At 66.2% G+C, this 21,864-nt stretch carries 23 protein-coding genes; 14 read left to right on the forward strand and 9 right to left on the reverse strand.

Translation table 11 applies throughout. From position 1 onward, the window contains the following. Positions 1–4 precede the first annotated feature (4 nt). Positions 5–778: a fumarylacetoacetate hydrolase family protein gene (locus tag IU449_RS09485; protein ID WP_195001473.1), complete on the reverse strand. Its 774-nt coding sequence runs from the start codon at positions 776–778 to the stop codon at positions 5–7. A gap of 209 nt (positions 779–987) precedes the next feature. Between IU449_RS09485 and IU449_RS09490 the strand changes: the two genes are divergently transcribed. Beyond that, positions 988–2,271, forward strand: a complete 1,284-nt coding sequence (locus IU449_RS09490) for an MFS transporter (protein WP_195001474.1) — start codon at positions 988–990, stop codon at positions 2,269–2,271. On the opposite strand, the gene IU449_RS09495 is transcribed toward IU449_RS09490, so the two are convergent. The 4 genes from IU449_RS09495 to IU449_RS29455 all read right to left on the reverse strand — a co-directional run bounded on the left by IU449_RS09495 (position 2,217) and on the right by IU449_RS29455 (position 6,042). Next, a complete protein-coding gene (locus tag IU449_RS09495) occupies positions 2,217–2,816 on the reverse strand; it encodes a Uma2 family endonuclease (RefSeq protein ID WP_195001475.1) in 600 nt (199 codons plus the stop codon). The genes IU449_RS09490 and IU449_RS09495 overlap by 55 nt on opposite strands. A 198-nt stretch (positions 2,817–3,014) precedes the next feature. Beyond that, on the reverse strand, positions 3,015–4,022 hold the full coding sequence (locus IU449_RS09500; protein WP_195001476.1) for a 3-isopropylmalate dehydrogenase: 1,008 nt from the start codon (positions 4,020–4,022) through the stop codon (positions 3,015–3,017). A gap of 86 nt (positions 4,023–4,108) precedes the next feature. Beyond that, the gene (gene serA / locus IU449_RS09505; protein ID WP_195001477.1) at positions 4,109–5,707 is read right to left on the reverse strand and encodes a phosphoglycerate dehydrogenase; all 1,599 of its coding nucleotides are present in this window, start codon (positions 5,705–5,707) and stop codon (positions 4,109–4,111) included. A gap of 200 nt (positions 5,708–5,907) precedes the next feature. Further along, positions 5,908–6,042 carry a hypothetical protein gene (locus tag IU449_RS29455; protein ID WP_267468263.1) on the reverse strand — a complete coding sequence of 45 codons (135 nt, stop codon included), beginning with the start codon at positions 6,040–6,042 and terminating at the stop codon, positions 5,908–5,910. A gap of 1,232 nt (positions 6,043–7,274) precedes the next feature. Between IU449_RS29455 and IU449_RS09510 the strand changes: the two genes are divergently transcribed. Then, positions 7,275–8,093 carry a DNA polymerase beta superfamily protein gene (locus IU449_RS09510; protein WP_195001478.1) on the forward strand — a complete coding sequence of 273 codons (819 nt, stop codon included), beginning with the start codon at positions 7,275–7,277 and terminating at the stop codon, positions 8,091–8,093. Here IU449_RS09510 and IU449_RS09515 read toward each other — a convergent pair. The 3 genes from IU449_RS09515 to IU449_RS29650 all read right to left on the reverse strand — a co-directional run bounded on the left by IU449_RS09515 (position 8,077) and on the right by IU449_RS29650 (position 9,799). Beyond that, positions 8,077–8,283: a cold-shock protein gene (locus tag IU449_RS09515; protein ID WP_195001479.1), complete on the reverse strand. Its 207-nt coding sequence runs from the start codon at positions 8,281–8,283 to the stop codon at positions 8,077–8,079. The two genes, IU449_RS09510 and IU449_RS09515, sit on opposite strands and share 17 nt — an antisense overlap. A 169-nt stretch (positions 8,284–8,452) precedes the next feature. Continuing rightward, positions 8,453–8,659 carry a cold-shock protein gene (locus IU449_RS09520; protein ID WP_011210759.1) on the reverse strand — a complete coding sequence of 69 codons (207 nt, stop codon included), beginning with the start codon at positions 8,657–8,659 and terminating at the stop codon, positions 8,453–8,455. A 357-nt stretch (positions 8,660–9,016) separates the two neighbouring features. After that, positions 9,017–9,799, reverse strand: coding sequence for an HNH endonuclease (locus tag IU449_RS29650; protein WP_195001480.1), 783 nt, complete (start codon positions 9,797–9,799; stop codon positions 9,017–9,019). A 267-nt stretch (positions 9,800–10,066) separates the two neighbouring features. Here IU449_RS29650 and IU449_RS09530 point away from each other — a divergent pair, with 267 nt between their 5' ends. Next, positions 10,067–10,285 carry a hypothetical protein gene (locus IU449_RS09530; RefSeq protein WP_195001481.1) on the forward strand — a complete coding sequence of 73 codons (219 nt, stop codon included), beginning with the start codon at positions 10,067–10,069 and terminating at the stop codon, positions 10,283–10,285. Between the two features lie 166 nt (positions 10,286–10,451). Further along, entirely contained in the window at positions 10,452–11,813 is a 1,362-nt protein-coding gene (locus tag IU449_RS09535) for a helix-turn-helix transcriptional regulator (RefSeq protein ID WP_324188149.1), read from the forward strand. On the opposite strand, the gene IU449_RS09540 is transcribed toward IU449_RS09535, so the two are convergent. Further along, entirely contained in the window at positions 11,773–12,597 is an 825-nt protein-coding gene (locus IU449_RS09540; RefSeq protein WP_195001482.1) for an alpha/beta hydrolase, read from the reverse strand. The genes IU449_RS09535 and IU449_RS09540 overlap by 41 nt on opposite strands. A gap of 576 nt (positions 12,598–13,173) precedes the next feature. Here IU449_RS09540 and IU449_RS09545 point away from each other — a divergent pair. From IU449_RS09545 to IU449_RS09590, 10 genes are all read left to right on the forward strand, one after another. After that, positions 13,174–14,445, forward strand: coding sequence for a cytochrome P450 (locus tag IU449_RS09545; protein ID WP_195001483.1), 1,272 nt, complete (start codon positions 13,174–13,176; stop codon positions 14,443–14,445). Between the two features lie 16 nt (positions 14,446–14,461). Next, positions 14,462–15,736, forward strand: a complete 1,275-nt coding sequence (locus IU449_RS09550; protein ID WP_195001484.1) for a cytochrome P450 family protein — start codon at positions 14,462–14,464, stop codon at positions 15,734–15,736. Further along, positions 15,733–16,044 carry a hypothetical protein gene (locus IU449_RS09555; RefSeq protein WP_195001485.1) on the forward strand — a complete coding sequence of 104 codons (312 nt, stop codon included), beginning with the start codon at positions 15,733–15,735 and terminating at the stop codon, positions 16,042–16,044. Before IU449_RS09550 ends, IU449_RS09555 begins: the two co-directional genes overlap by 4 nt. Before the next feature lie 3 nt (positions 16,045–16,047). Beyond that, positions 16,048–16,353, forward strand: coding sequence for a hypothetical protein (locus tag IU449_RS09560; protein ID WP_195001486.1), 306 nt, complete (start codon positions 16,048–16,050; stop codon positions 16,351–16,353). Positions 16,354–16,567: 214 nt separating this feature from the next. Next, the gene (locus IU449_RS09565) at positions 16,568–17,362 is read left to right on the forward strand and encodes a PIG-L deacetylase family protein (RefSeq protein ID WP_228803857.1); all 795 of its coding nucleotides are present in this window, start codon (positions 16,568–16,570) and stop codon (positions 17,360–17,362) included. Positions 17,363–17,364: 2 nt separating this feature from the next. Beyond that, entirely contained in the window at positions 17,365–18,666 is a 1,302-nt protein-coding gene (locus IU449_RS09570) for a nucleotide sugar dehydrogenase (RefSeq protein ID WP_195001487.1), read from the forward strand. Between the two features lie 39 nt (positions 18,667–18,705). Then, positions 18,706–19,668: an NAD-dependent epimerase/dehydratase family protein gene (locus IU449_RS09575; RefSeq protein ID WP_195001488.1), complete on the forward strand. Its 963-nt coding sequence runs from the start codon at positions 18,706–18,708 to the stop codon at positions 19,666–19,668. Continuing rightward, positions 19,668–19,949 carry a MoaD/ThiS family protein gene (locus tag IU449_RS09580; RefSeq protein WP_195001489.1) on the forward strand — a complete coding sequence of 94 codons (282 nt, stop codon included), beginning with the start codon at positions 19,668–19,670 and terminating at the stop codon, positions 19,947–19,949. Before IU449_RS09575 ends, IU449_RS09580 begins: the two co-directional genes overlap by 1 nt. Before the next feature lies 1 nt (position 19,950). Continuing rightward, complete coding sequence (locus IU449_RS09585) at positions 19,951–20,829, forward strand: formylglycine-generating enzyme family protein (RefSeq protein WP_195001490.1); 879 nt, start codon at positions 19,951–19,953, stop codon at positions 20,827–20,829. 12 nt (positions 20,830–20,841) lie between these two features. Beyond that, positions 20,842–21,759, forward strand: a complete 918-nt coding sequence (locus IU449_RS09590) for an NAD-dependent epimerase/dehydratase family protein (protein WP_195001491.1) — start codon at positions 20,842–20,844, stop codon at positions 21,757–21,759. Positions 21,760–21,864: the final 105 nt, after the last annotated feature.

Genomic DNA, 21,864 nt, shown 5'->3' on the forward strand with positions numbered 1-21,864 from the left:
TCGATCAGCGCTTGGCGGCAACAGGATTGGTGAGCGTACCGATGCCTTCGACGGTCACGGACACCTGCTGTCCGACCTGCATCGGGCCGACGCCCTCGGGTGTTCCGGTGAGGATCACATCGCCGGGCAGCAGCGTCATGACCGTACTCACCCATTCGACGAGCTGCGGGATGTCGTGCAGCAGAAGCGAAGTCCGGCTGCGCTGGCGCACCTCGCCGTCGAGTTCGGTACGGATCTCCAGATCCGCGGGGTCGAGGTCGGTTTCGATCCACGGGCCGAGCGGGCAGAAGGTGTCGTACCCCTTGCCCCTGGTCCACTGCCCGTCGCTCTGCTGCTGGTCACGAGCGGTCACATCGTTGGCGACGGTGTAGCCGAGGATGACATCGCGCGCCCGCGCGGCGGGCACATCCTTGCAGGGCCGTCCGATGACCACGGCCAGCTCGCCCTCGTAGTCGACTCGGGTGGAACTGGGCGGATAGACGATCGGCACGTTCGGCCCGACGATGGCGGTGTTCGGCTTGATGAAGATCACCGGCTGCTCCGGCGCGGCCCCGCCCATCTCGGCGGCGTGCGCGGCGTAGTTCTTGCCCACGCACACGACCTTGCTGGCCAGGATCGGCGCGAGCAGGCGCACGTCCGCCAGCGGCCAGCTGCGCCCGGTGAACGTCGGAGTACCGAACGGGTGCTCGGCGATCTCCTTCGCGACGGCGGTGTCCCCCTCACCTTCGATGCTCACGAACGCGACCCCATCGGGACTGGCAACTCGACCTAGACGCATGGCTGGGAGTCTACGGAAGCCGCTGGTCGCCGCGATCCACCTCCCCGCCGAGCGCTCGCCGAGGAGCCCGCGAGTGTGACATTCCTCGCCGCTCGGAGTCTCGAACTCGGATGCGCACACCCGCCGGCCGGGTGTACCGTGAGCCACGGTTTTCACTTTCTGAGAACTATATCCCATATCTTGAGATCATTCGGAACAGGGGTGAGTCGATGTCCGTCGAATCGGTCGGCATACGGGTGGGCGCGATACACCGGTGGTCGATGCTCGCCCTCGGCGTCTTCGCCCAGACCTCCAGCGCCGTCTTCATCCACGGCACGCCGTTCCTGCTGCCCGCGCTGACCGAGCGCGGAATGGCACTGCCGACCGCGGGGCTGCTGGTGGCGATGCCCACCGTGGGCCTGGTCTGCACACTGATCGCCTGGGGCTATGTGATGGATCGCATCGGCGAGCGCACAGTGCTCGTCGCCGGCCCGGCGGTGATGTTCGTCGCCGGCATCGGCGCCGCGACGACCACCGGCCACCTCGCCCTGGGCGCATTGCTGCTGCTCGGCGGCATCGGCGCGGCGAGCACCAACGCCGCCAGCGGCCGGGTGATCGTCGGCTGGTTCCCGCCGAACCGTCGCGGCCTGGCGATGGGGATCCGGCAGACCGCGCAACCGCTGGGCGTCGGCATCGGCGCGTTGACCATCCCTTTGGCCGCCTCTCACCACGGAATCCCCGCCGCCATCCTGGTGCCCGCGATCATGGCGGGGGTCGCGGCGCTGGCCTGCCTGGTCGGGATCGTCGACCCGCCCCGTCCCGAAGGTGGTGCGGCCGACCGGGACAACCCCTATCGCGGCGATTCCACCCTGTGGCGGGTGCACGGGGCCTCGGTGCTGCTGGCCGTCCCGCAGGGCGTGCTGTGGACCTTCGCCCTGCTGTGGCTGCACCGTGACCTCGGTTGGTCGATCCCGGTCGCGGGCGCGGTGGTCACGGCCACCCAGATCCTCGGCGCGCTGGGCCGAATCGGCGCGGGCGCCTGGTCGGACCGGGTCGGCAGCCGGCTGGGTCCGCTCCACCGGATCGCGGTCGCCGCGGCGTTGTGCATGGCGGCGCTGGGCGTGGCCGCGTGGACCCAATGGTGGTGGGCGGCGATACCGCTGCTGTTCGCGGCATCGGTGATCACGGTGTCGGACAACGGTTTGGCCTTCACCGCCGTCGCCGAGATCGCCGGGCCCTATTGGAGCGGACGGGGTCTGGGCATGCAGAACACCGGACAGAACCTCGCGATGGCCGCCATCCCACCGGTTTTCGGCGCCCTGATCACCTGGGGCGGCTTCTCCGCCGCCTTCCTCGGCGCCGCCGCTGTCGCGGCGCTGGCCATTCCGCTGGTGCCGCCGGATCACACGCGCAGGCCGCAGGCGCACAGTGGATTTCGCCGTCGACGCCGCTCGGCCGATCAGATCTCCAGCAGCTCGGCCGGATCCATGACGACCCGAAACCCGTTGACCTGACCCACCTCCGCGATCAGCACCGAACCGGGATCGACCACCGACCGCGCGTGATAGATCCCGTCGTCGAGGACCAGCCGGTGGACGCGCGCCCGCGGATGGTGTTCCACGATCCAGTATTCGGGGATACCGGCGGCCGCGTACTCGCGCACCTTGCGCACTCGATCGGTGCGCTCGCTCGCGGTCGCGGGCGCGATCACCTCCACCGCCAGCCGCACCTGGTCCCCGGCCAGCACGCGCGGCGGATCGGCCACCAGCGCGTGGCGGATAACCTCTCGCGGCACGACCACGATGTCGGGTTTGCGCACCCCGCTGGAGGTCCCCACCTCCCAGCCGCCGCCGATGCATACGTGCAGGGCCAGATCCGCGGCGCGGTCCAGTGACCGCGCCATCCGCCGCACCACATGATCGTGCCGGGCGCCGCGGTCGACCTCGACCAGCCAACCGTCCTCGAGCTCGTAGTCGCGCCCACGGCCGGGCAACGCGTGCAGGTCGTCGGTCGAATACGGTCCGCGACCGGCCCCCGGAGTCACTCGTCGTTCGCTCATCACGACCTCCCGCCGACTCGAGGCGGCCTCTCGGCGATCTCGTCGAAGCTGTGTACCCGGCGACGCGACTTTCGAACGACCCTGAAAGCATGGGCCTCGCCCCGAGAAGGAGGCGAGGCCCATGCGTGTGCGATACCCACGCCGACACCGAGACCACCTGCGGCCGAGGTAGTTCGCGCCGGAGTTCGCCGAAACGGATCAGACCGAGGCGGCGATCCGATCGCCGACCTCGACCGTGGACGCGGCGCCCGAACGCGCGGCCAGATCCTTGGCGACAGCCGCTTCGATGCGCGTGGCCTCGTCGGTCTTGCCGAGGTGGTTCAGCAGCAACGAGATCGACAGAATCGCGGCGGTCGGATCCGCCTTCGACTGGCCCGCGATGTCGGGTGCGCTGCCGTGCACCGGCTCGAACATGCTCGGATTGGCGCCCGAGGCATCGATATTGCCGCTGGCCGCCAGACCGATACCCCCGCTGACCGCGGCGGCGAGGTCGGTGATGATGTCGCCGAACAGATTGTCGGTGACGATCACATCGAAGCGGCCCGGGTCGTTGACCATGAAGATGGTGGCGGCGTCGATGTGCTGGTAGGCCACGGTGACCTCGGGGAACTCCGCCCCCACCGCGTCGACGGTGCGCTGCCACAGCGAGCCGGCGAACGTCAGCACGTTGGTCTTGTGCACCAGGGTCAGATGCTTGCGTCGCGCCTGCGCCTTCGCGAACGCGTAGCGGACCACGCGCTCGATACCGAAGCGGGTATTCGTGCTGACCTCGGTCGCCACCTCGTGCGGGGTCCGCACGCGGATCGCGCCGCCGGTGCCGGTGTAGGGGCCTTCGGTGCCTTCGCGCACGACGACGAAATCGATCTCGGGATCGCCGGCGAGCGGGCTGGTGACACCGGGGAACAGCTTCGACGGGCGCAGGTTCACGTGGTGGTCGAGCTCGAACCGGGTGCGCAGCAGCAGACCGCGCTCGAGCACCCCGCTGGGCACCGACGGGTCGCCGATCGCGCCGAGCAGAATCGCGTCGTGCTCGCGCAGTTCCGGCAGCACCGACTCGGGCAGGATCTCGCCGGTCGCGTGGTACCGCTTGGCGCCCAGGTCGTATTCGGTCTTCTCGACGCCGGGCACGACCACGTCGAGCACCTTCAGCGCCTCGGCGACGACCTCGGGACCGATGCCGTCACCGGGGATGACCGCAAGCTTCATGACAACTCCTCGTCATGCCCCACGCGCCGCCACCGGGTGTGCGGTGGCGGCGCGTGACGGCAATGTATGGATCAGCAGGGTTTCGATCAGAACAGGTCGACCTGGGCGATCTTGGCGGCGCCGACGGCCTCGCCGATCGCGGCCTGCACGTCTTCGGGAACCGGCTTGTTGACACGCAGGATCACGGTCGCACCTTCCTTGTCGACATCCTGAGCCAGCTGGGCGGCCTGGATGTCGATGTCGGCCTCGCCCAGCTTGGTGCCGATCTTGCCGAGCGCGCCGGGGCGGTCCTCGTAGTTCAGCACGGCCAGGTTCAGGCCCTCGGCGCGCATGTCGTAGTTGCGGCCGTTGATGTTGACGATCTTCTCCACCAGCTGCGGCTCGGTCAGCGAACCCGCGACATTGAGCGTGCGGCCGTCGCCGAAGACGGCGCGCAGGTCGACCATGCTGCGGTGGTTCGGGCTCTCCGAAGCGGAGGTGACCTCGACGCTGATGCCGCGTTCCTTGGCCAGCACGGGCGCGTTGACGAAGGTGACCTCTTCCTCGACATGTGCCGAGAAGATGCCGCGCAGCGCCGAGAGTTCGAGCACCCCGACCTGCGAGGAGGCCAGCTCGCCGCGCACCTGCACCTCGACGCTGACCGGCAGCTCGTCGGCCAGCGCGCCGAGCAGGACGCCCTGCTTGCGCACGATGTCCAGCCAGGGGGCGACCTCGTCGCCGACCACGCCGCCGGTGACGTTCACCGCGCCGGGCACGAACTCGCCGGCCAGCGCCAGCAGCACCGACTTGGCGACATCGGTGCCCGCGCGGTCCTGCGCCTCGGAGGTGGACGCGCCCAGGTGCGGGGTGACGACGACCTGCGGCAGATCGAACAGCGGGCTGTCGGTGCACGGCTCGGTCTCGAACACGTCCAGACCGGCGGCCCGCACATGGCCGGAGTTGATCGCGTCGGCCAGCGCCTGCTCGTCGATCAGGCCACCGCGCGCGGCGTTGACGATGATGACGCCCTTCTTGGTGAGCGCCAGCTTCTCCTTGCTGAGCAGACCCTTGGTCTCCGGGGTCTTCGGCAGGTGCACCGAGATCAGGTCGGCACGGCTGAGCAGCTCGTCCAGCGTCACCAGCTCGATGCCGAGCTGAGCGGCGCGCGCCGGGGAGACGTAGGGGTCGTAGGCGATGATCTTGGTCTCGAACGCGGCCAGACGCGCGGCGAAGAGCTGGCCGATACGGCCGAGGCCGACGACGCCGACGGTCTTGTCGAAGATCTCCACACCGTTGAACTTGCCGCGCTGCCAGGTGCGCTCACGCAGGGTGGCGTCGGCGGCGGGGATCTGTCGGGCCGCGGCCAGCATCAGGGTGACGGCGTGTTCGGCGGCGGTGTGGATGTTGGAGGTCGGCGCGTTGACGACCATCACGCCGCGCTCGGTGGCCGCGGGCACATCGACATTGTCGAGACCGACGCCGGCGCGCGCGACGATCTTCAGATTCTTGCCCGCCTCGAGCACCTCGGCGTCGACGGTGGTGGCCGAGCGCACGAGCAGGGCGTCGGCTTCGGGGACCGCGGCCAGCAGGGCCGGCCGGTCGGGGCCGTCGACCCAGCGAACCTCGACACCGTCACCGAGCGCGTCGACGGTCGACTGGGCGAGCTTGTCGGCGATCAGAACAACAGGACGGCCTGCTTGGCTCACAGTGGGTTACTCCTGAAGAAGGGGGACGGCTGATTACCGGGCCCCAGCTTAGTGGGCAGGTTCCGAGCCGATGCCGCCACCCGGTGGGCGGCTGCCGTCAGTGGCATCGCACCCTTGCGATGAATCGGGCAAACCAGGACACAGAACGGGCTCCGCACCCACCTGTCCGGTACGGAGCCCGCGTTCGGCGCCGAAGTCGTCTATGCCGCGTCCGCGGAGCCCAGGGCCTCGGCGATTCCCTCCAGAACACCCACGACGAGGTCGATGACATCCCCGACCACAACACTGCCGAGGTCGAGAACGGCGCTGCCGAGTCCGATGATCGCACTACCCATTGAGAACTCCTCTTCCTTGGGAACCGGTCGGGGCGACCGGATCTACCCCGGTTCGCCGCGCGGCGGACACTGTGGGGCGTCGGATGGTGAGTCAACTGCGAGCGCAAGGCTAGCAACGATCCGATCAAGCTCATGTGAGCCGAAACGCGGATTCGGTTACGATTCGGCAACGCCTACGAAAGGACCCCGCACCACACCGTGCGGGGCCTCTGTCGAACAGTCAGGAGACGGTCGGCGTATCAGACGCCATCCGAGGAGCCCAGCAGCGCGCCGATGCCCTCCAGAATCGTCACGACGATATCCAGGGCTCCGTCGATGACGGCACTGCCGGTTTCGATGATGATGGGAATCACGGTAGAACTCCTCTTCCTCGATGCGGTCGGGTAAAGCCGAATCGCACCCAGGAACCGGCCGATCGGCCGACCCCCGGGACGGGCGTGTAGAGCTACTTCCGACCGCCGAGGTTAGCAACGTTGCGGACACATCCACGCAGGCCGACCAGCGTTTCGATAACGATCGAGTAACACGAAAGCCCGGACGCGCGGAACCCCGCGCCGATCTCGGCGCGGGGTTCCGAAGCCAGTGCCTTCGCTTCCGCGATCAGGCGCCGAACGAACCCGTCCACAGGGTGTTCACCAGACCGTGCAGCGCGGCACCCAGAGTGTCGAAGAGTCCGTTCAGAGCGGCGCTACCGGTGTCGATGATAACGGGGATCATGCGAATTCCTTTTCGTCGAACTGTCCCAGTATTCGAACTGGCTGACATACGACACATCGAGACACCCGCACACACGGTTACGGAAATTCTGAAAATGTGAGCCAGGCTACTATCCGCATCCGGGAGTGAATCCGAACACGTGAACAGTGACCATTTCAGACATTGCACTACGCTCTGACCTGCGCATACATCATGCCCGCCCGGCGATCGAGCAGGGAAACAGACACAGATGCCCCAGATATCCGGGCCTTGACAATTACCAGCGCCTCGCGTGCGTCCGGTCCCATGAGAATTGCACGAAAATTCTCACCGTCCTGCCGTCGAGATCAGACCGAAATAGGCGTTCACCTGCGGTCGAGATATGCCCGGAAGCGATTCGACGGCCGCCGCGACCCGCAGCACGCGTTCTCACCGACCGGCAGGGCAGCGTCGGTCAACCGCCGGTCGAGAACGGCACTGCCGGACGACCGGAAAACGAGAGGCAGCGACCGCCCTCTGGCCCGTACCATCGCCGCATGTCTCTTCGCGCCGTGCCCGACTCGATGGACCCGCACATCGTCGGGACGATCGACGAGGAGTTGTCGCGTATCGAGCGCGACCACGGTGTCCACATCCTGCTGGCCATCGAAAGCGGCAGCCGAGCGTGGGGATTCCCCTCCCCGGATTCCGACTACGACTGCCGCTTCGTCTACCTGTCCGGACTGGACACCTATCTGTCCCCCTGGCGCACCCGCGAGGTCATCGAGACTCCGCTCGTCGATCTCCTCGACGTCAACGGCTGGGACCTGGCCAAGGCCCTGCGACTGCTGGTGCGCGGCAACGCGGTGCTCATCGAGTGGCTGATGTCGCCGATCGTCTACCGCGGAGACCCGGCCTTCCGCGCCGAGTTGCTCGCGCTGGCCCATCAGGTCGCCGATCGTGACCGGATCGCCAGACACTACCTGCACTTGGGCAGCAAGCAATGGCAGCGCAGGAACGAACAGGGTTCGTTGAAGAAGGTCTTCTACGCGCTGCGACCGGCCCTGGCCCTGCGCTGGCTACGAGAGCATCCCGGCGCCGCCGTGGCACCCATGCATGTGCCGACCTTGCTCGCCGAATGCGATCTCGCGCCCAGCCTCCGCACCTCGATCGACGAACTGATCGCACTGAAGTCCCACACGAGAGAGATGGGCTCAGGCGCCGCCCCGGCGATGATCGCCGACTTCGTCGAGGCCGAATTCGCCCGCGCCGCGGCGGCCCTGCCGAAGTCGCCGTCCGAACCCCCTCGGCACGCGCGCCGACTGGCGACCACCTTCTTCCACGACCGCGCCCTCGCCCTCAGCCGACGACCCTGACCCCCATCGCCTCTGGTCCGGACTTGCTGTGACGTAGGTCGAAGGCCACCCGCTGACCTTCTTCGAGCGACCGGAACCCGGTCCCGGCCAGCTCCAGGTAGTCGACGAACACGTCGGGTCCGCCTCCGTCCTGGGCGATGAAGCCGAAGCCCTTCTCGCTGTCGAACCACAACACAGTGCCGTGCACCATCTACGTCTCGAACCTTCTGTCGAACGTGCGGAACGACGAATGGTACTGCGCCGACTGTCACCCGCTGCCCCCGCCCCGCATCGAACCGGCCGCCCCCGGCCCGCGCAACTCCCCCGAAAACGCGAGAAGCCCCGCACCATTGGTGCGGGGCCTCTGCGAAGTCGACGTGTCAGGCGACGACGCGGACATCCTGGGCCTGCGGGCCCTTCTGCCCCTGGCCGATCTCGAACTCCACGCGCTGACCCTCGTCCAGCGACCGGAAACCGGAACCGCTGACCGCCGAGTAGTGCACGAAGACGTCGGGACCGCCGCCATCCTGAGCGATGAAGCCGAAGCCCTTCTCGCTGTTGAACCACTTCACAATGCCTTGAGCCATTTCATACTTTCCTGTAGACGAGCCGGGTAACGTGCAGTGCACCGGTCTCCTGAACCAGAGTGCCACGGGTCGTGGCATTACTCCACCTCTGCAGGGGGAAAGTGTGAGGCAGGCGACCTCCGACCGGCTGGTGTGATCGCAGATTTCCCGCCTGCCGCGGGAGACAGGTTCGCAGGTCAGCATCGTTATTGCATTTCGTAATAAGACCGGTCGAACCACATTGGCGCACACAGCAAGATGATGTTCGCCCTGGGCTGAAGATGCCCACTATCCGCGACGGAAAATTGCGGGCACGCGCCTTCAGAACGTCGATAACTGGCAGCACGCACTACCAGAACCGGGACGCCACCCCTGGGCTCAGTCCGTGCCCGGCACGCGGTCCCCGGCCGCGTCGAGGTCGACCGGCACGTTTGCCGCATCGCGGAGAGCCTCACGCAATTCCGCGGGGCTCAACCATTGCGTCCGGTAGTGAATCATCCGATGACAGTTCGAGCACAGCAGGATCAGATCGGAGAGCTTGGTCTTCGTTTCACCTGAACTGTGTAGCGGCACGATGTGATGGCATTCGATATAGCCCGCCCCATGGGGCCCGTACACGTTCTCGAAGTCGAAGCCACACGCCTCGCAGAACAACCGCGCATGGACGGCACGAAATTGATCGACCTTCTTCTTCCGCAACCTCCGGTCACGCTCACGCCGAAAATGCCTGGTCGCCAGCAACTTTCCCTCGCGGAAGTCGACGTCGTCCACGAAAGCGACGTCCCAGCCTGCGGGCTCCACCACCTCATTCGTCGGCATCTCGGGTGCGATCGCCCGTATGGTCTCGGCAGCCTGGTGCATGAGCTCCGGCTCGTTCAGGAAGTCGAACAGAACCTTCTTCGTCAACGCCCCGCCCTTGGTTGCTTTCCCCCGATAGCCCGGATGCACCGTCATGATGTCGGTCGTCTTCCGTGAGACGCTGCCCACACTGCGGAAGGTCGGACTCCTGCGCTCGGGCGGATGAATCGGCAGGGACCGCAACAGGCTGGACAACTCACACACCCGGGGATCGTGCTCTCGCAGCTCGATCCATCCGTTCGCCATCGTGAGATCGCATGCGAGGATCAGCTCATCACGGGTCCAGGATGGATCGGGCGACACAGCCGGAGACTACCGCCGCCCCTCGGGGCCCTACCACCTGATTGCGCACCGCGGCGGTCAGATCGGCATAGGCGATGTGGTAGTCGCATCGACCTCACCAGTGGTTTCCGGGCGATCCAGGCAGCCGGGTCGGCAAGTCCCAGTAGTCACACAGATGGACGCCTCACCCGTGATCGCTCAGCATCTCGGTCGTGCGACGAGGCTCGGTTGGTCGGACTACGGTCGTGGCCGTGAGTCGCAGCCAGGGGACCATTTCGCGGCGAGACCATGGTGAACGAGAACCGACACATCCACCTCTCCACCCTCGACGTCGAACTTCGCGACGGTATCAAGTTCTCCAAGGACGTCGCACGCATGCCGGCCTGCGTGATGCCCGTAATTCTCAACGAACGCCGAGAAGTGCTGCTGATGTACCGGCACCGGTTGTCTGCTGAGTGTTTCCGGAATGTGCAGCTCACCAGGCCAACGGGTGATAATGTGCCCTGACCAGGGCATACGGAACCAATAGCGGCACCCTAGGAGCAGGTTCATGACGGGGGAGACGCGGCGATACTGCTCACGGTGTGGCAGTCGGCTCAGCCGCTACAACACCGGAAGATGCTGTGCGTCGTGCGAGAGTAGTTCTCGAGCGGGCCTGCCACATCCACCGGAGGTGCCGTCTACCTTCTGGCAGACCGACCTGATGCGCGATGCTCTCGCCGCTGGACATATGGGCCACGTGATTTTCGCCTTCCGGACCCACCCGCATCATGGTCGACAGCTCTCCCAGGAGCAGGTCGCCGGCTGGCTGGGACTCACGCAAGCTCAACTGAGCCGCATCGAGAAAGGTGCAGCACCGGAACATCTCTCCAAGCTCATCAAATGGGCACAGGCATTGCGAATTCCGGAGGAACTGCTCTGGTTCAAGATTCGTGGTCGCGTCGGCGACAGTGCCACACCAGCAACGAGCAGCGACCCCGCCAATCCTGAGCCCGACGCGGATCTGCGACTTGCCCAACGACTGATGACCTGCGGTGCCGAGGTACCGATACCCATGGGTGATAGCCGATTCGAGCACCAGGCGCTGCCACTCGAGGATTCTTACCGGCATTTCGACAGACCGACCGTCGACGTCTTTGTCGATACTCTGGCCAAGTGCAAGGCCGATGATCGTGCTCGCGGTTCTGCTGCCGCCCTCTCGTCGACGCTCGGTCTACTCGCGGCGATCCGACGCCACTGCAAGGATGCGAAACCGGACATCCGGCGCTCACTTCTCTCGCTCGGCGCGGAGGGGGCCGAATTCTGCGGGTGGCTGTACCGGGATATGCGGCGGCCGGCAGTCGCCGGGTACTGGTATGACCGGGCAGTCGATATGGCCCAGGAGGCGGGCGACCTACCGATGCAGGGCTATGTGCTGCTTCGGAAATCGCAGATGGCCTACGAAGAACGCGACGGCGTGCGCGTCCTTGCTCTCGCACAGGCAGCGCGGTGCGGTCCGTGGCAGTTGTCCGCCGCGGTACGAGCCGAAGTGATCCAGCAAGAGGCCCGCGGGCTCGCCATGCTCGGCGAGCCACTGAGCCTGGTCGAGCAGGCGCTCGACGACGCGACCGCTGCCTTCACAGCGGGGGAAACTGATCAAAACACCCTTGTGCCTGATGGGTACAACGAACAGACCCATCTGCTGCGGACCGCCAGCTGCTACGTCGAGGCGGGCAAACCGGCGCGGGCAGCGACGTTGTTCGGCAGAGTCCTTGGGACAGGACACCTGTCAGGCCGCGACGAGGGATACTTCCGGGCGCGACATGCTGGTGCACTGGCGCTCTGCGGTGAGCCCGACCAGGCCGCCGACGAGGGCTTGCGGGCAATGGTCTGTGCCATCGAAACGCAGTCCAGTCGCACGAAGCGCGAGCTTTGCCGAGTCGTCGACAGTCTGAGTCGTTGGCACGCCAGGCCGGGGCCGCGCGAACTGGCTGCCGCGTTGTCGGCAGACGACGTTACGGCGAGCCCGTCAGCCAATCCCGGACCGTCTCGATGACGAAGGATTGCCACCGCTGACTCTGCGGGTTCATATACTGCGAATCGTCGTGCACGGCGAAGCCGTGTTGTGCCCCAACGATTTCGACGAGCTTGTGCTCGGTCCGCAGCCGCCGCGCCGCCAGGCGTGATGTTTCGACCGGCACGAAGGTGTCTTCGGTGCCGTGTACGAGCAGCGTGGGGGCGACGATCTCACTGATCACCTCGTTCGGCCTGATCCAGAACACCTCGTTCAGGAATGCCCGGCTGTGCTTCACCGTGGCTGAGTGGTTGATGTAGCCCTGTTCGCTGAGCTGCCTGGACATGTCTTCGTCCAGGAAATCGTTTATCCAGTGCGGCTTTTGATCGATATAGCGGGACTTGTAATCAAGTTGGGGATTCAGAAGCACCAACCGCGTCACGTCATCCGGGCAGCTGGCCGCGTAATAGGCGGTCAGGCCACCGCCGAAACTCGCTCCGATGAGGCTAGTGCCGGCTATCCCGGTCTCGCGCGCCAAGTGCTGTCGGGTGACTCGAATGTCGTTGAGGTGCGCGGCGAGCGACGACTCTTCGGGGCGCCCCTCGCTGGCTCCGTGGCCACGCAGGTCATACCGAAGTGAGGCGATACCGGCATCGGCCAACCCCTCTGCCAGGCGGGCGAAGAACCCACCCTCCTCTCTGGTGACGCCGCCGCCATGCACGAGCAATACGGCCGCGTCGACCGCAGCTTCAGGGGTGACGACTGTTCCCTCGAGGCGGAGGCCATCGAGCGTGCGGAGGAATGTGGTGGTGCTGCGAGCGGGCACCAATCCATCCGACAAGACACCTGAGCGTTCGTCAAGTGGTCGAGAGAGTATGCGTCGCACGCATACCGCTCATACCTGCACGTCATAGCCATTTTCCGGCTCAGAACGAATCCTTGGAGACTCCGCAGCTCGTCATGGTGGCCCAGTCGACACGGCCTGAAGATACGGCTGATTGCAGAAGAAGGGGAGGCGAACAGACGATGGATGCGTTGAGGTGGATCGATCCGTGTTCACCGGTGCTGAGATGGCTAGCGCCGTCGTCCTGGCTGCCTGTTCCCGTTCCGCTGTTCACCAGATTCCGGTCCCGTCGACATTCCGGGCCGATGAGCCGACAGGCCAACTGGATTCGGACTTCGCACCACACGCCGTTCCGCCCCTATGGGCTGGATGTCGCGCGAACGATTGCCATCGAACACGCGGACTGTCCGAGCAGCCGATGCGGCGCAGGAGCGTCCGCAATGAGCATGCTCATCGCAGCGGGGCTGACGTCCGAAGCGAGAAGACTTCTCCGAACGTCCACTTGATCCGCCGCAGAAATCGGTGCACCCCCAATTCACTTGATTCGGGAGTACTTTCATGCCCGCAACACAATCCGGCATTACCCATCCCGCTTGTTGCCCTGGCGGGCGCGGCTCGCCGCTGGATCCCGACAGCGAATTCCGTTTCCCGCTGTTCACCACCGCCTTCGCGACCGACCCACACGCCGCATACGCGCAGATGCGCGAGCAGTTCGGATCGCTGGTCCCGGTATGGCTCTCGCCGGGTGTCCCGGCGACCTTGGTGATCGGCTATTGGACCGCAGTGCGGATTCTGAACGATCCCGAACATTTCCCGGCCGATCCGCGGAGCTGGCAGCGTCACATCCCACCGGAGTGCCCCGTCTTGCCGATGATGCAGTGGCGGCCGAACCCGTTGCGCAGCAGCGGTGTCGAACACAAGCGCTACCGGTCGGCCACCGTGGATGCGCTCGCCCAAGTGGACCTCGTCGGCGTCCACGGCGTGGTCGAGCGGATCGCCATGGCGTTGATCAACAGGTTCTGTGGCGGTGGCCGGGCCGATCTGATCGCAGATTTCGCCTCACCGCTGGTCTTCGAAGTAATCAGCGAGCTGATCGGATGCGAGGCTGACCTCAGCGCACAGGCCGCGGCGGGGATGGCGATGATCTTCGAGTCGAGCGCCGACGCCGCCGAAGGGAACCGGCTGATGGTGACGGCGCTGGGCGAGATCGTCGACCGCAAGCGCGCCCGACCGGGCACAGACATCACCTCCTGGCTGCTGGCCCATCACACCGGTCTCGACGACCAAGAGACCGTCCACCAGTTGGTCACCCTCTACGGGGCGGCGAGCGAGCCGCTGACCAATCTCATCGTCAACGCGCTGTCCTGGATGTTGACCCACCCGAGCTTCGCGGGCCAGGTCTCCGGCGGGTCGATCTCGACACGTGACGCACTCACGTACGTGCTGTTCCGTGACCCACCGATCACGAATTTCTGCATGAGCTATCCGCTTCAGCCGCAGCTCATCGACAACACCTGGGTGCCGGCGCATCAGCCGGTCGTGATCAGCCTGGCAGCCTGCAACAACGACCCGGCCGTCGTCGGCGGCAACATCCGCGGCAACGAATCACATTTGGGATACGGCACCGGGCCGCACGGCTGCCCCGCGCGAACGTTGGCCGAACTGATCGCCTGGGACGCCATCGATCAGCTCCTCGACGCCCTGCCCGAAATGGAGCTCGCGGTAGCCCGCGAGCAGTTGCGGTGGCGGCCGGGCCCGTTCCACCGGTCTTTGGCAGCACTGCCTGTCGTCTTCGCTCCAGTCCCGCCGCTGACCGTGCCCTTCCGCTGAACGTAAGGCCCAAGCGATGACCGATCTTCACCTCACTCCCACTCCTGCGCCCATCGTGCTCGATCCCACCGGCACCGACATCTCCGGCGAGGCCGTCGCACTACGCGAGCGCGGACGCCTGGTCCGCGTCGAGCTGCCCGGCGGCATCCGTGTCTGGGCGGTCACCGACCCCGAACTACTCAAATCGCTGCACGTCGATCGACGGGTGTCCAAGGACGCCGCTCAGCACTGGCCGCCGTTCCGCGCCGGTGACATCCCGGCGGACTGGCCGTTGATCTCCTGGGTGTCGGTACGCAACATGCTCACCGCCTACGGCAAAGAGCATCAACGGCTACGCAGGCTCGTCGCCCCCGCGTTCACCGCGCCCCGTGTCACCGCTTTGCGCCCGCAGATCAAGCAGATCACCACCGCCCTGCTCGACGGTCTGGCCGCACGAGCAGACGGCGAGGTGATCGACCTGCGTGCGGACTACGCCGAGCAGGTGCCGGCGCGGGTGATCACCGCGCTGATGGGTGTGCCCACCGACCTGCAAGCCGGGCTGCAGTTGTGTGTCGGTGAGATCTTCTCCACCTCTCCACAGCGCGATCCGCAAGCCACGTTCGCCGAGATGGTGAGCATTCTGACCGCGCTGGTGGCCCGTCGCCGCGTCGAGCCGGGCGAGGACATGACCAGCCTGCTCATCAGCCACCGCGACGACGCCGACCGGCTCACCGAGGAAGAACTCGTCCACACGCTGCTGCTGGTGATCAGCGCCGGATACGAAACCACGGTCAATCTCATCGACCAAGCCATCTACCACCTGCTGACCCGTCGCGAACTGCTCGCTCGGCTTCGAACGGGCGCGGTCACCTGGCCGGCGCTGGTCGAGGAAACCTTGCGCTACACACCCCCGGTGGCGAATCTGCCCCTGCGCTACGCGGTCGTCGATATCGACATCGACGGCCAGCGCATCGCCGCCGGGGAAGCGATCATCACCAGCATCGCCGCTGCCAACCGCAACCCACACCTGCACGGACCCGATGCCGACGAGTTTCATCCGGCCAGGCCGACCAAGGAGCACCTGTCCTTCGGGTACGGCCCGCACTACTGCCTCGGCGCGGCTCTGGCACGTCTGGAGGCCGGGATCGCGCTGCCCGCGCTGTTCGGGCGGTTCCCCCACCTGACACTCGCTGTCGCACCCGATGCGGTGAAACCGCTGCGCAGCTTCATCTCCCAGGGACATCAGCAGCTCCCCGTCTGGCTGGACGGACCGGTCGCCCCGTCGTCAGCCATCACGGACTCCGACCGGTGACCGGTCGAACACACGGTTCCGAGCGCGCGGCAGCGGAGGGGATCGCCGCCACCGGCGACATCCGTCGACCGGAAAGCAGGAACATCATCCCGATCGAGCAGGCCCCGAGTATGCGCGGTTTCACGTCCGCCGACGACAGGGCACGCCACGACAACCCGCACTGGCCGGTGCGATCACCCGAAGACGCCGCCAGCGCCCTCCAGCTCCATGGCGACTGTCCCCTGAGCTGCTCGACCCGAGTCGCGGCACTGCGCGTCAGCGCCGACGACTACCAGTACTTCCGCGAACGCGGCCGCATCGAAAGGTGAACCATGCACACCGCTCTCGGGGTGATGAACCGCGACATCAGCGACTCCGAAACCGACGACCGCGCCGCCCTCGCAGCCTTGGCCGCCCGGCACGGCTGCCGAATCGGTGAGGTCATCGTCGTCGACCACAACACCTATATGCCCACCACCCTCATCACCCACACCGCCCACACGATCGGCGCGACCGCGATCCTCGCCCCCGGGCTCGCGCACCTCGGCACGGCCGCCAAAGCGCTGACACTGGCCTGCACCCTGCTCGTGCCCGAAAACGTCATCGAACGCACACCGGGATGGACACCCAACCCATAGCCGTGATCCTGCCGAACCTCATAGCCATAGCCGCAGTGGCAGGGGTGATTTCCCTGCTCATCTGGGCAACCGCAGCCACCCTCGCTCCGCGACACCGGCGCCACCGCACCCACAGCGAACCGACAACCGCGCCAGGGCAGCGGCAAGCAAGGAGGGGGACGGATTCGGAGCGAATTCCGTTGCAATCCCCCAAAAAATTAATTGAGAGGAATACATGTCCGAGAACAGCGCCCACGGGGACCGGTTGTCCAGCGAGTGGGCGGTCGGGACCGAACACATGGTGCCGATCGTCACGACGAACCCGTGGTCGGAGCAGCGCGTTCTGATCATCGCGCCGCACCCGGATGACGAGGTGCTCGGCTGCGGCGGGTTGATCGGTCGCATCAAGCGTGAGGGCGGGCAGGTCCATGTGTTGTATGTGACCGCTGGCGACGTCGCGGACTTCTCTCCGGCAGGCCGGTCGAGGAAGGAGGAGAAGTTCCGTGAGATCGAGAAGGTCGCCGAGTTCCTCGGGCTGGACGGCTGGCATCTGGCACTTCCCGACGGTGTCTACAACCTGCGACTGGACACCGTGGCTCGAAGCCAACTCGTGGATCTGCTCGAACGTCCGGGGCATCCGCTCGCGTTGCCCACCCTGAAGCCATCGGTGGTTCTCTCACCCGATCCCACCAGCTACAACCAGGATCACCAGGCAGTTGCCTCGGCGGTGTTCACTGCCCTGCGGCCCGGCCCCGATATCTTCCGCCACCAGCCGGTAGTGGTGGCGACTTATGAGGAGGTGGCGGATTCGTGGAGCGGGCAACCGGCGCTGGCCCGCAACGTCTTCGTTCAACTCACAGGCGATGACGTCGACGGCAAGGTGGCCGCGATGGAGCTGTATGCCAGCCAGAGACGCGGGCATCCACACACCCGTTCCGAGGTCGCGTTGCGCGGTCTGGCCGCGGTTCGCGGCGCGCAGAGCGGCTACCAGTACGCCGAAGCGTTCCACTGCTTGCGCTGGAGGGCTTGACCATGACCCACCCGATCAAGGTCGGCGACGTGCCGATGATCACCAGTGTCGCCCCTGTACCCGGGCTGCGCGTTGCGGTGATCGGATGCGGCTATGTGGGCCTGCCGGTGGCAATGCTCACGGTCGCTGCCGGGCACACGGTCGTGGCATTCGACACCGATCCCGACCGTGTCCTTCACCTCACGGCCGGGCATTCCTACGTCCGAGATGTGGCCACCACGCAACTGCGGGCTGCGCTGGACAGCGGCCGACTCATCGCGACCAACGACCAGGATGATCTCCAAGGCTTTGATGTCGCCTTGATCGCGGTCCCCACACCGACCGACGGTGGTCGTCCTGATCTGAGCTGTATCGAGGCCGCCAGCAAGACGGTGGCCGCATACCTGCGGCCCGACGCGACCGTCGTCCTCGAGTCGACCACCTATCCGGGTACGACCGAAACCGTCGTGGCGCCGATCCTGGAGTCCTCCGGCCTCACCGCGGGCGTCGATTTTCACCTCGGATACGCCCCCGAAAGGATCAACCCCGGCACCCCGGTCACCGACCTCGCGGCGGTGCCCAAGATTGTCGCCGGAATCAATGACGCTTCACGAAAGGCGATCGCACAGTTCTGGGGTGGCCTCGTCGAGGAGGTGGTGGCCGCGCCCGATATCCGCACCGCCGAGCTGGCCAAGCTCATCGAGAACGCCTTCCGGTTGGTGAACATCTCCTTGGTCAACGAATTGGCTCGGTACGCCAGCGCGCTCGGTGCGAGTATCTGGGACGCGCTGGACTTGGCGGCCACGAAACCGTACGGGTACATGCGGTTTCATCCCAGTGTCGGAGCCGGAGGGCACTGCCTGCCCGCAGACACCCGATACCTCGCCTGGTCGATCCGCGAAGCGTCCGGCACACCGGCGGCCCTGGTGGAGACAGCGTCACGGATCAACGACGCCATGCCCGCCTACGTCGCCGACCGGATCATCACCGGCCTTACTCGACGTAACCACATTCGCGAGCACGCGAGGATCGTCGTTGTCGGCGCGACCTACAAGCCTGATGTTCCCGACGTTCGGGATTCCTGCGCGTTGAAGGTCGTCGAGGAGCTGCGCCGATGCGGTTTCGATGTGCTCGTGGTCGACCCCTTGGTCTCAGGGCTACCCACTGTGCTGCCGGATATGACAGTGCAGATGGTCGCCCGAGCGTCGGTCGTCGCGGTGCTGGTCGCTCACCGCGTACTCGACTACGCCCTGATCGCGTCCGCCGACTACGTCTTCGACGCCTGCTGCGCGATGCCGTCCGCCGCAAACATCGAACGGCTTTGAGAGCAAACCACGTTCAACTACCATGGAAGAGAGCGTTTTGTGAGCACCAACCACATCGTTGTCACCGGCGGCGCCGGGTTCATCGGCTCGCACCTGTGCCGCGCACTCGTGGACCGAGGGGATCGGGTGAGTGCGATCGACAACCTGTCCACCGGACACCACGCCAATCTCGCATCGCTCACCGGTAACCCGCGGTTCACCTTCCGCCTCGGCGACGTCACCAGCGCGGTCACGTTCGCCGATCTGCAGGAAGTGACCCATGTCGTGCATCTGGCGTGTCCGGCCAGTCCGAAGGCCAACACCGCGATGCCGATCGAGACCATTCGTGCCGCGACGACCGGAACTCTCAACGCGCTCGAGCTGGCCGCGCGAACCGGTGCCAGAGTGGTGATCGTCTCCAGCTCCGAGATATACGGCGACCCTCAGGTGCATCCGCAGCACGAAGACTATCGAGGCAACACCGACCCGGTCGGCCCTTTCAGCGCCTACACCGAAGGCAAGCGGGCCTGCGAGGCGGCCGCCGCCGCGCACCACCGACAGGGCACGAACGTCGGAGTGGTGCGGCCGTTCAACGTCTATGGCCCGCACATGTGGCCCACCGACGGCCGCGTCGTCTCCTCGTTCTGTGCTGCCGCGCTGCGAGGTGAGGCGTTGCGCATCAGTGGCGGTGGCCGACAGACCCGCTCGTTCGTCTACGTGACCGATTTCGTGGCGGCGCTGCTGGCGATGCTCGATGTGGAGGAGTTCGGACCGATCAATATCGGCAGTGATGCCGAGGTCTCGATTGCCGACCTGGCACGACTCGTCGTCGACCTCGCCGGGAGTGGTGAGCTGGAGATCGCTCCCGCCCGCGATTCCGAAGTCACCGTTCGCCGGCCCGAGGCCCGCCGCGCCGCGCGGCTTCTCGGCTGGCAGGCCACCACACCGCTGTGCGAGGGAATCGAGCAGTCGCTGAGCTGGATGCGTGAGGTGCTCGACCGCAGCGAAGCGGCGGTGTCGTGATGGCCGTCCGGTTCATCCTGCCCGCGAGCTGGCGCACCCTGGCCGGAAGCAACCTCACCGGCCTCAACTGCGACGCGGCCACCGTTGGGCAGGCACTCGCCTGGCTCACCGATCTGTTTCCCGTGTTCACCGAGCGCATCCTCACCGAGGACGGACGACTCGCGCCATGGACGCTCGTGTGCCTGAACCACACCGACGTGCGCACGATCGGCGGCCTGGCCGCAGAGATCATCAGCAGCGACGCCGAATTGGAGATCATTCCCGCCCTCATGGGAGGCTGACATGGCGGGCATGGTCCACATCCCCGGCGGACGGGTCGAAATTGGCGCGCCCGCCGGGCATCTCGACGAAATCGCCGACCGACAACACTACGGCCGGACCTGGTTCGAAGACGAAGCGCCGCAACACACCCGCACCGTCTCTACCTACTACATCGACCGCACACCGGTCACCAATGAGCAGTACGCAGCGTTCATCGACGCGACCGGCTACGTCACCGGCGCCGAGCACCGCGGGTTCGGCCTGGTCTACGGCCCGACGTTCTGGCGTGAGCAGACCGGCGCGTACTGGAAACAGCCCGCGCCAGGCATCGATGCCCTGGCCGATCGCCCCGACCATCCGGTGGTGCACATCAACCGATCAGACGCAACGGCCTACGCCTCCTGGGCAGGTAAGCGGTTGCCGACGGAGACCGAATGGGAGTACGCCGCGCACGGCCCCCGTTGGTCGCCATGGCCGTGGGGCGCGCGGTGGGATCCAGCGCGAACCAACAGCGCCGAACTCTGGGCTGGACCGCTGCATGACCTGGACGGCTGGCGGCGGTGGTGGACACACCGCTACGTGCTCGAGGGTCCCGCACCCTCCACCACCCCAGTGGGCCGATTCTCTCCGGTCGGTGACTCGCCGTTCGGTGTGGCCGACATGTCCGGCAACGTCGCCGAATGGACCGCGAGCACCTACGATCCCTACGACCCGAACCGCGTCTACGACCCCGCATTCGCCGCGGCTATGCGCCACCGCTACGCCGTGATCCGCGGCGGATCGTGGAAGCACTTCCGGTTCCAGACTCGCACCACCGAACGCATCGCAGCCTTGCCCGACTACAGCTGCTTCGACATCGGGTTCCGATGCGTCGCCGACCCCGATCCCGACGAAAGATAAGGCACCTGCCCTATGCGCACGATCATCACCGGCGGCGCCGGATTCATCGGCTCCCACCTGCTCGACCGCCTGGTCGCCGACGGCCACACGGTAAGCGTTATCGACAACCTTTCCAGCGGCGACAAGTCCCGCGTCCCCGATGGCGTCACCCTGCATATGGCCGACATCCGCGACGCCGACACCATGGCCGAAATAGTCACCACCGAGCGGCCCGAACTGATCTTCCACCTCGCCGCCCAGATCAGCGTCCGCCACTCCGTGGCCGACCCCCAGACCGACGCGACAACGAACATCCTCGGCACCCTCAACCTGCTCACCGCGGCACAACAGGTCGGAGCCCGCCTCATCCTGGCTTCCACCGGCGGCGCGATGTACGGCGACGGTGTGCCCATGCCCACTCCAGAGACCATGCTGCCGAAAACCGAAGCGCCCTACGGAATCAGCAAATACTGCGCCGAGACATACCTCTCGCTCTTCAACCGGCTTCACGGCACTCACCACCTTGCGCTGCGGCTCGGCAACGCTTACGGACCCCGGCAGGATCCTCACGGGGAAGCCGGAGTGGTCGCCATCTTCTGCGGACAGATCGCCCGCGGAGAAACCCCGACCATCTTCGGCGACGGCACACAGACCAGGGACTACGTCTATGTCGCCGACGCGGTCGAAGCGTTCACCGCCGCCGTCGGCTACAGCGGCGCCGAGGAGGTGTTCAACATCGGCACCGGCGCAGGCACATCAGTGCTCACCCTGCTCGATGCGGTCAACGCCGCCGCAGGCACCACCATCAGACCTCGCCACGCACCCGAGCGCGACGGCGAGTGGAAACACGGCGCGCTCGACTCCAGCCGCGCGGCAACCGAACTCGGATGGACAGCCACCACAACCTTGACCGACGGAATCCGAAGCACCTACCAGCAGGTCAGCCCGTAGTGCTACCGCGCCCGTGACGGGCCCCTGTGGATCGGTTCAGATCAGCGGCATCGTGAACGGGGCCAGATCATCCGGACCGAACCAGCGGGGTCACGTCGCTGCCCG

Source organism: Nocardia higoensis (assembly GCF_015477835.1).
GTDB lineage: Bacteria > Actinomycetota > Actinomycetes > Mycobacteriales > Mycobacteriaceae > Nocardia > Nocardia higoensis_A.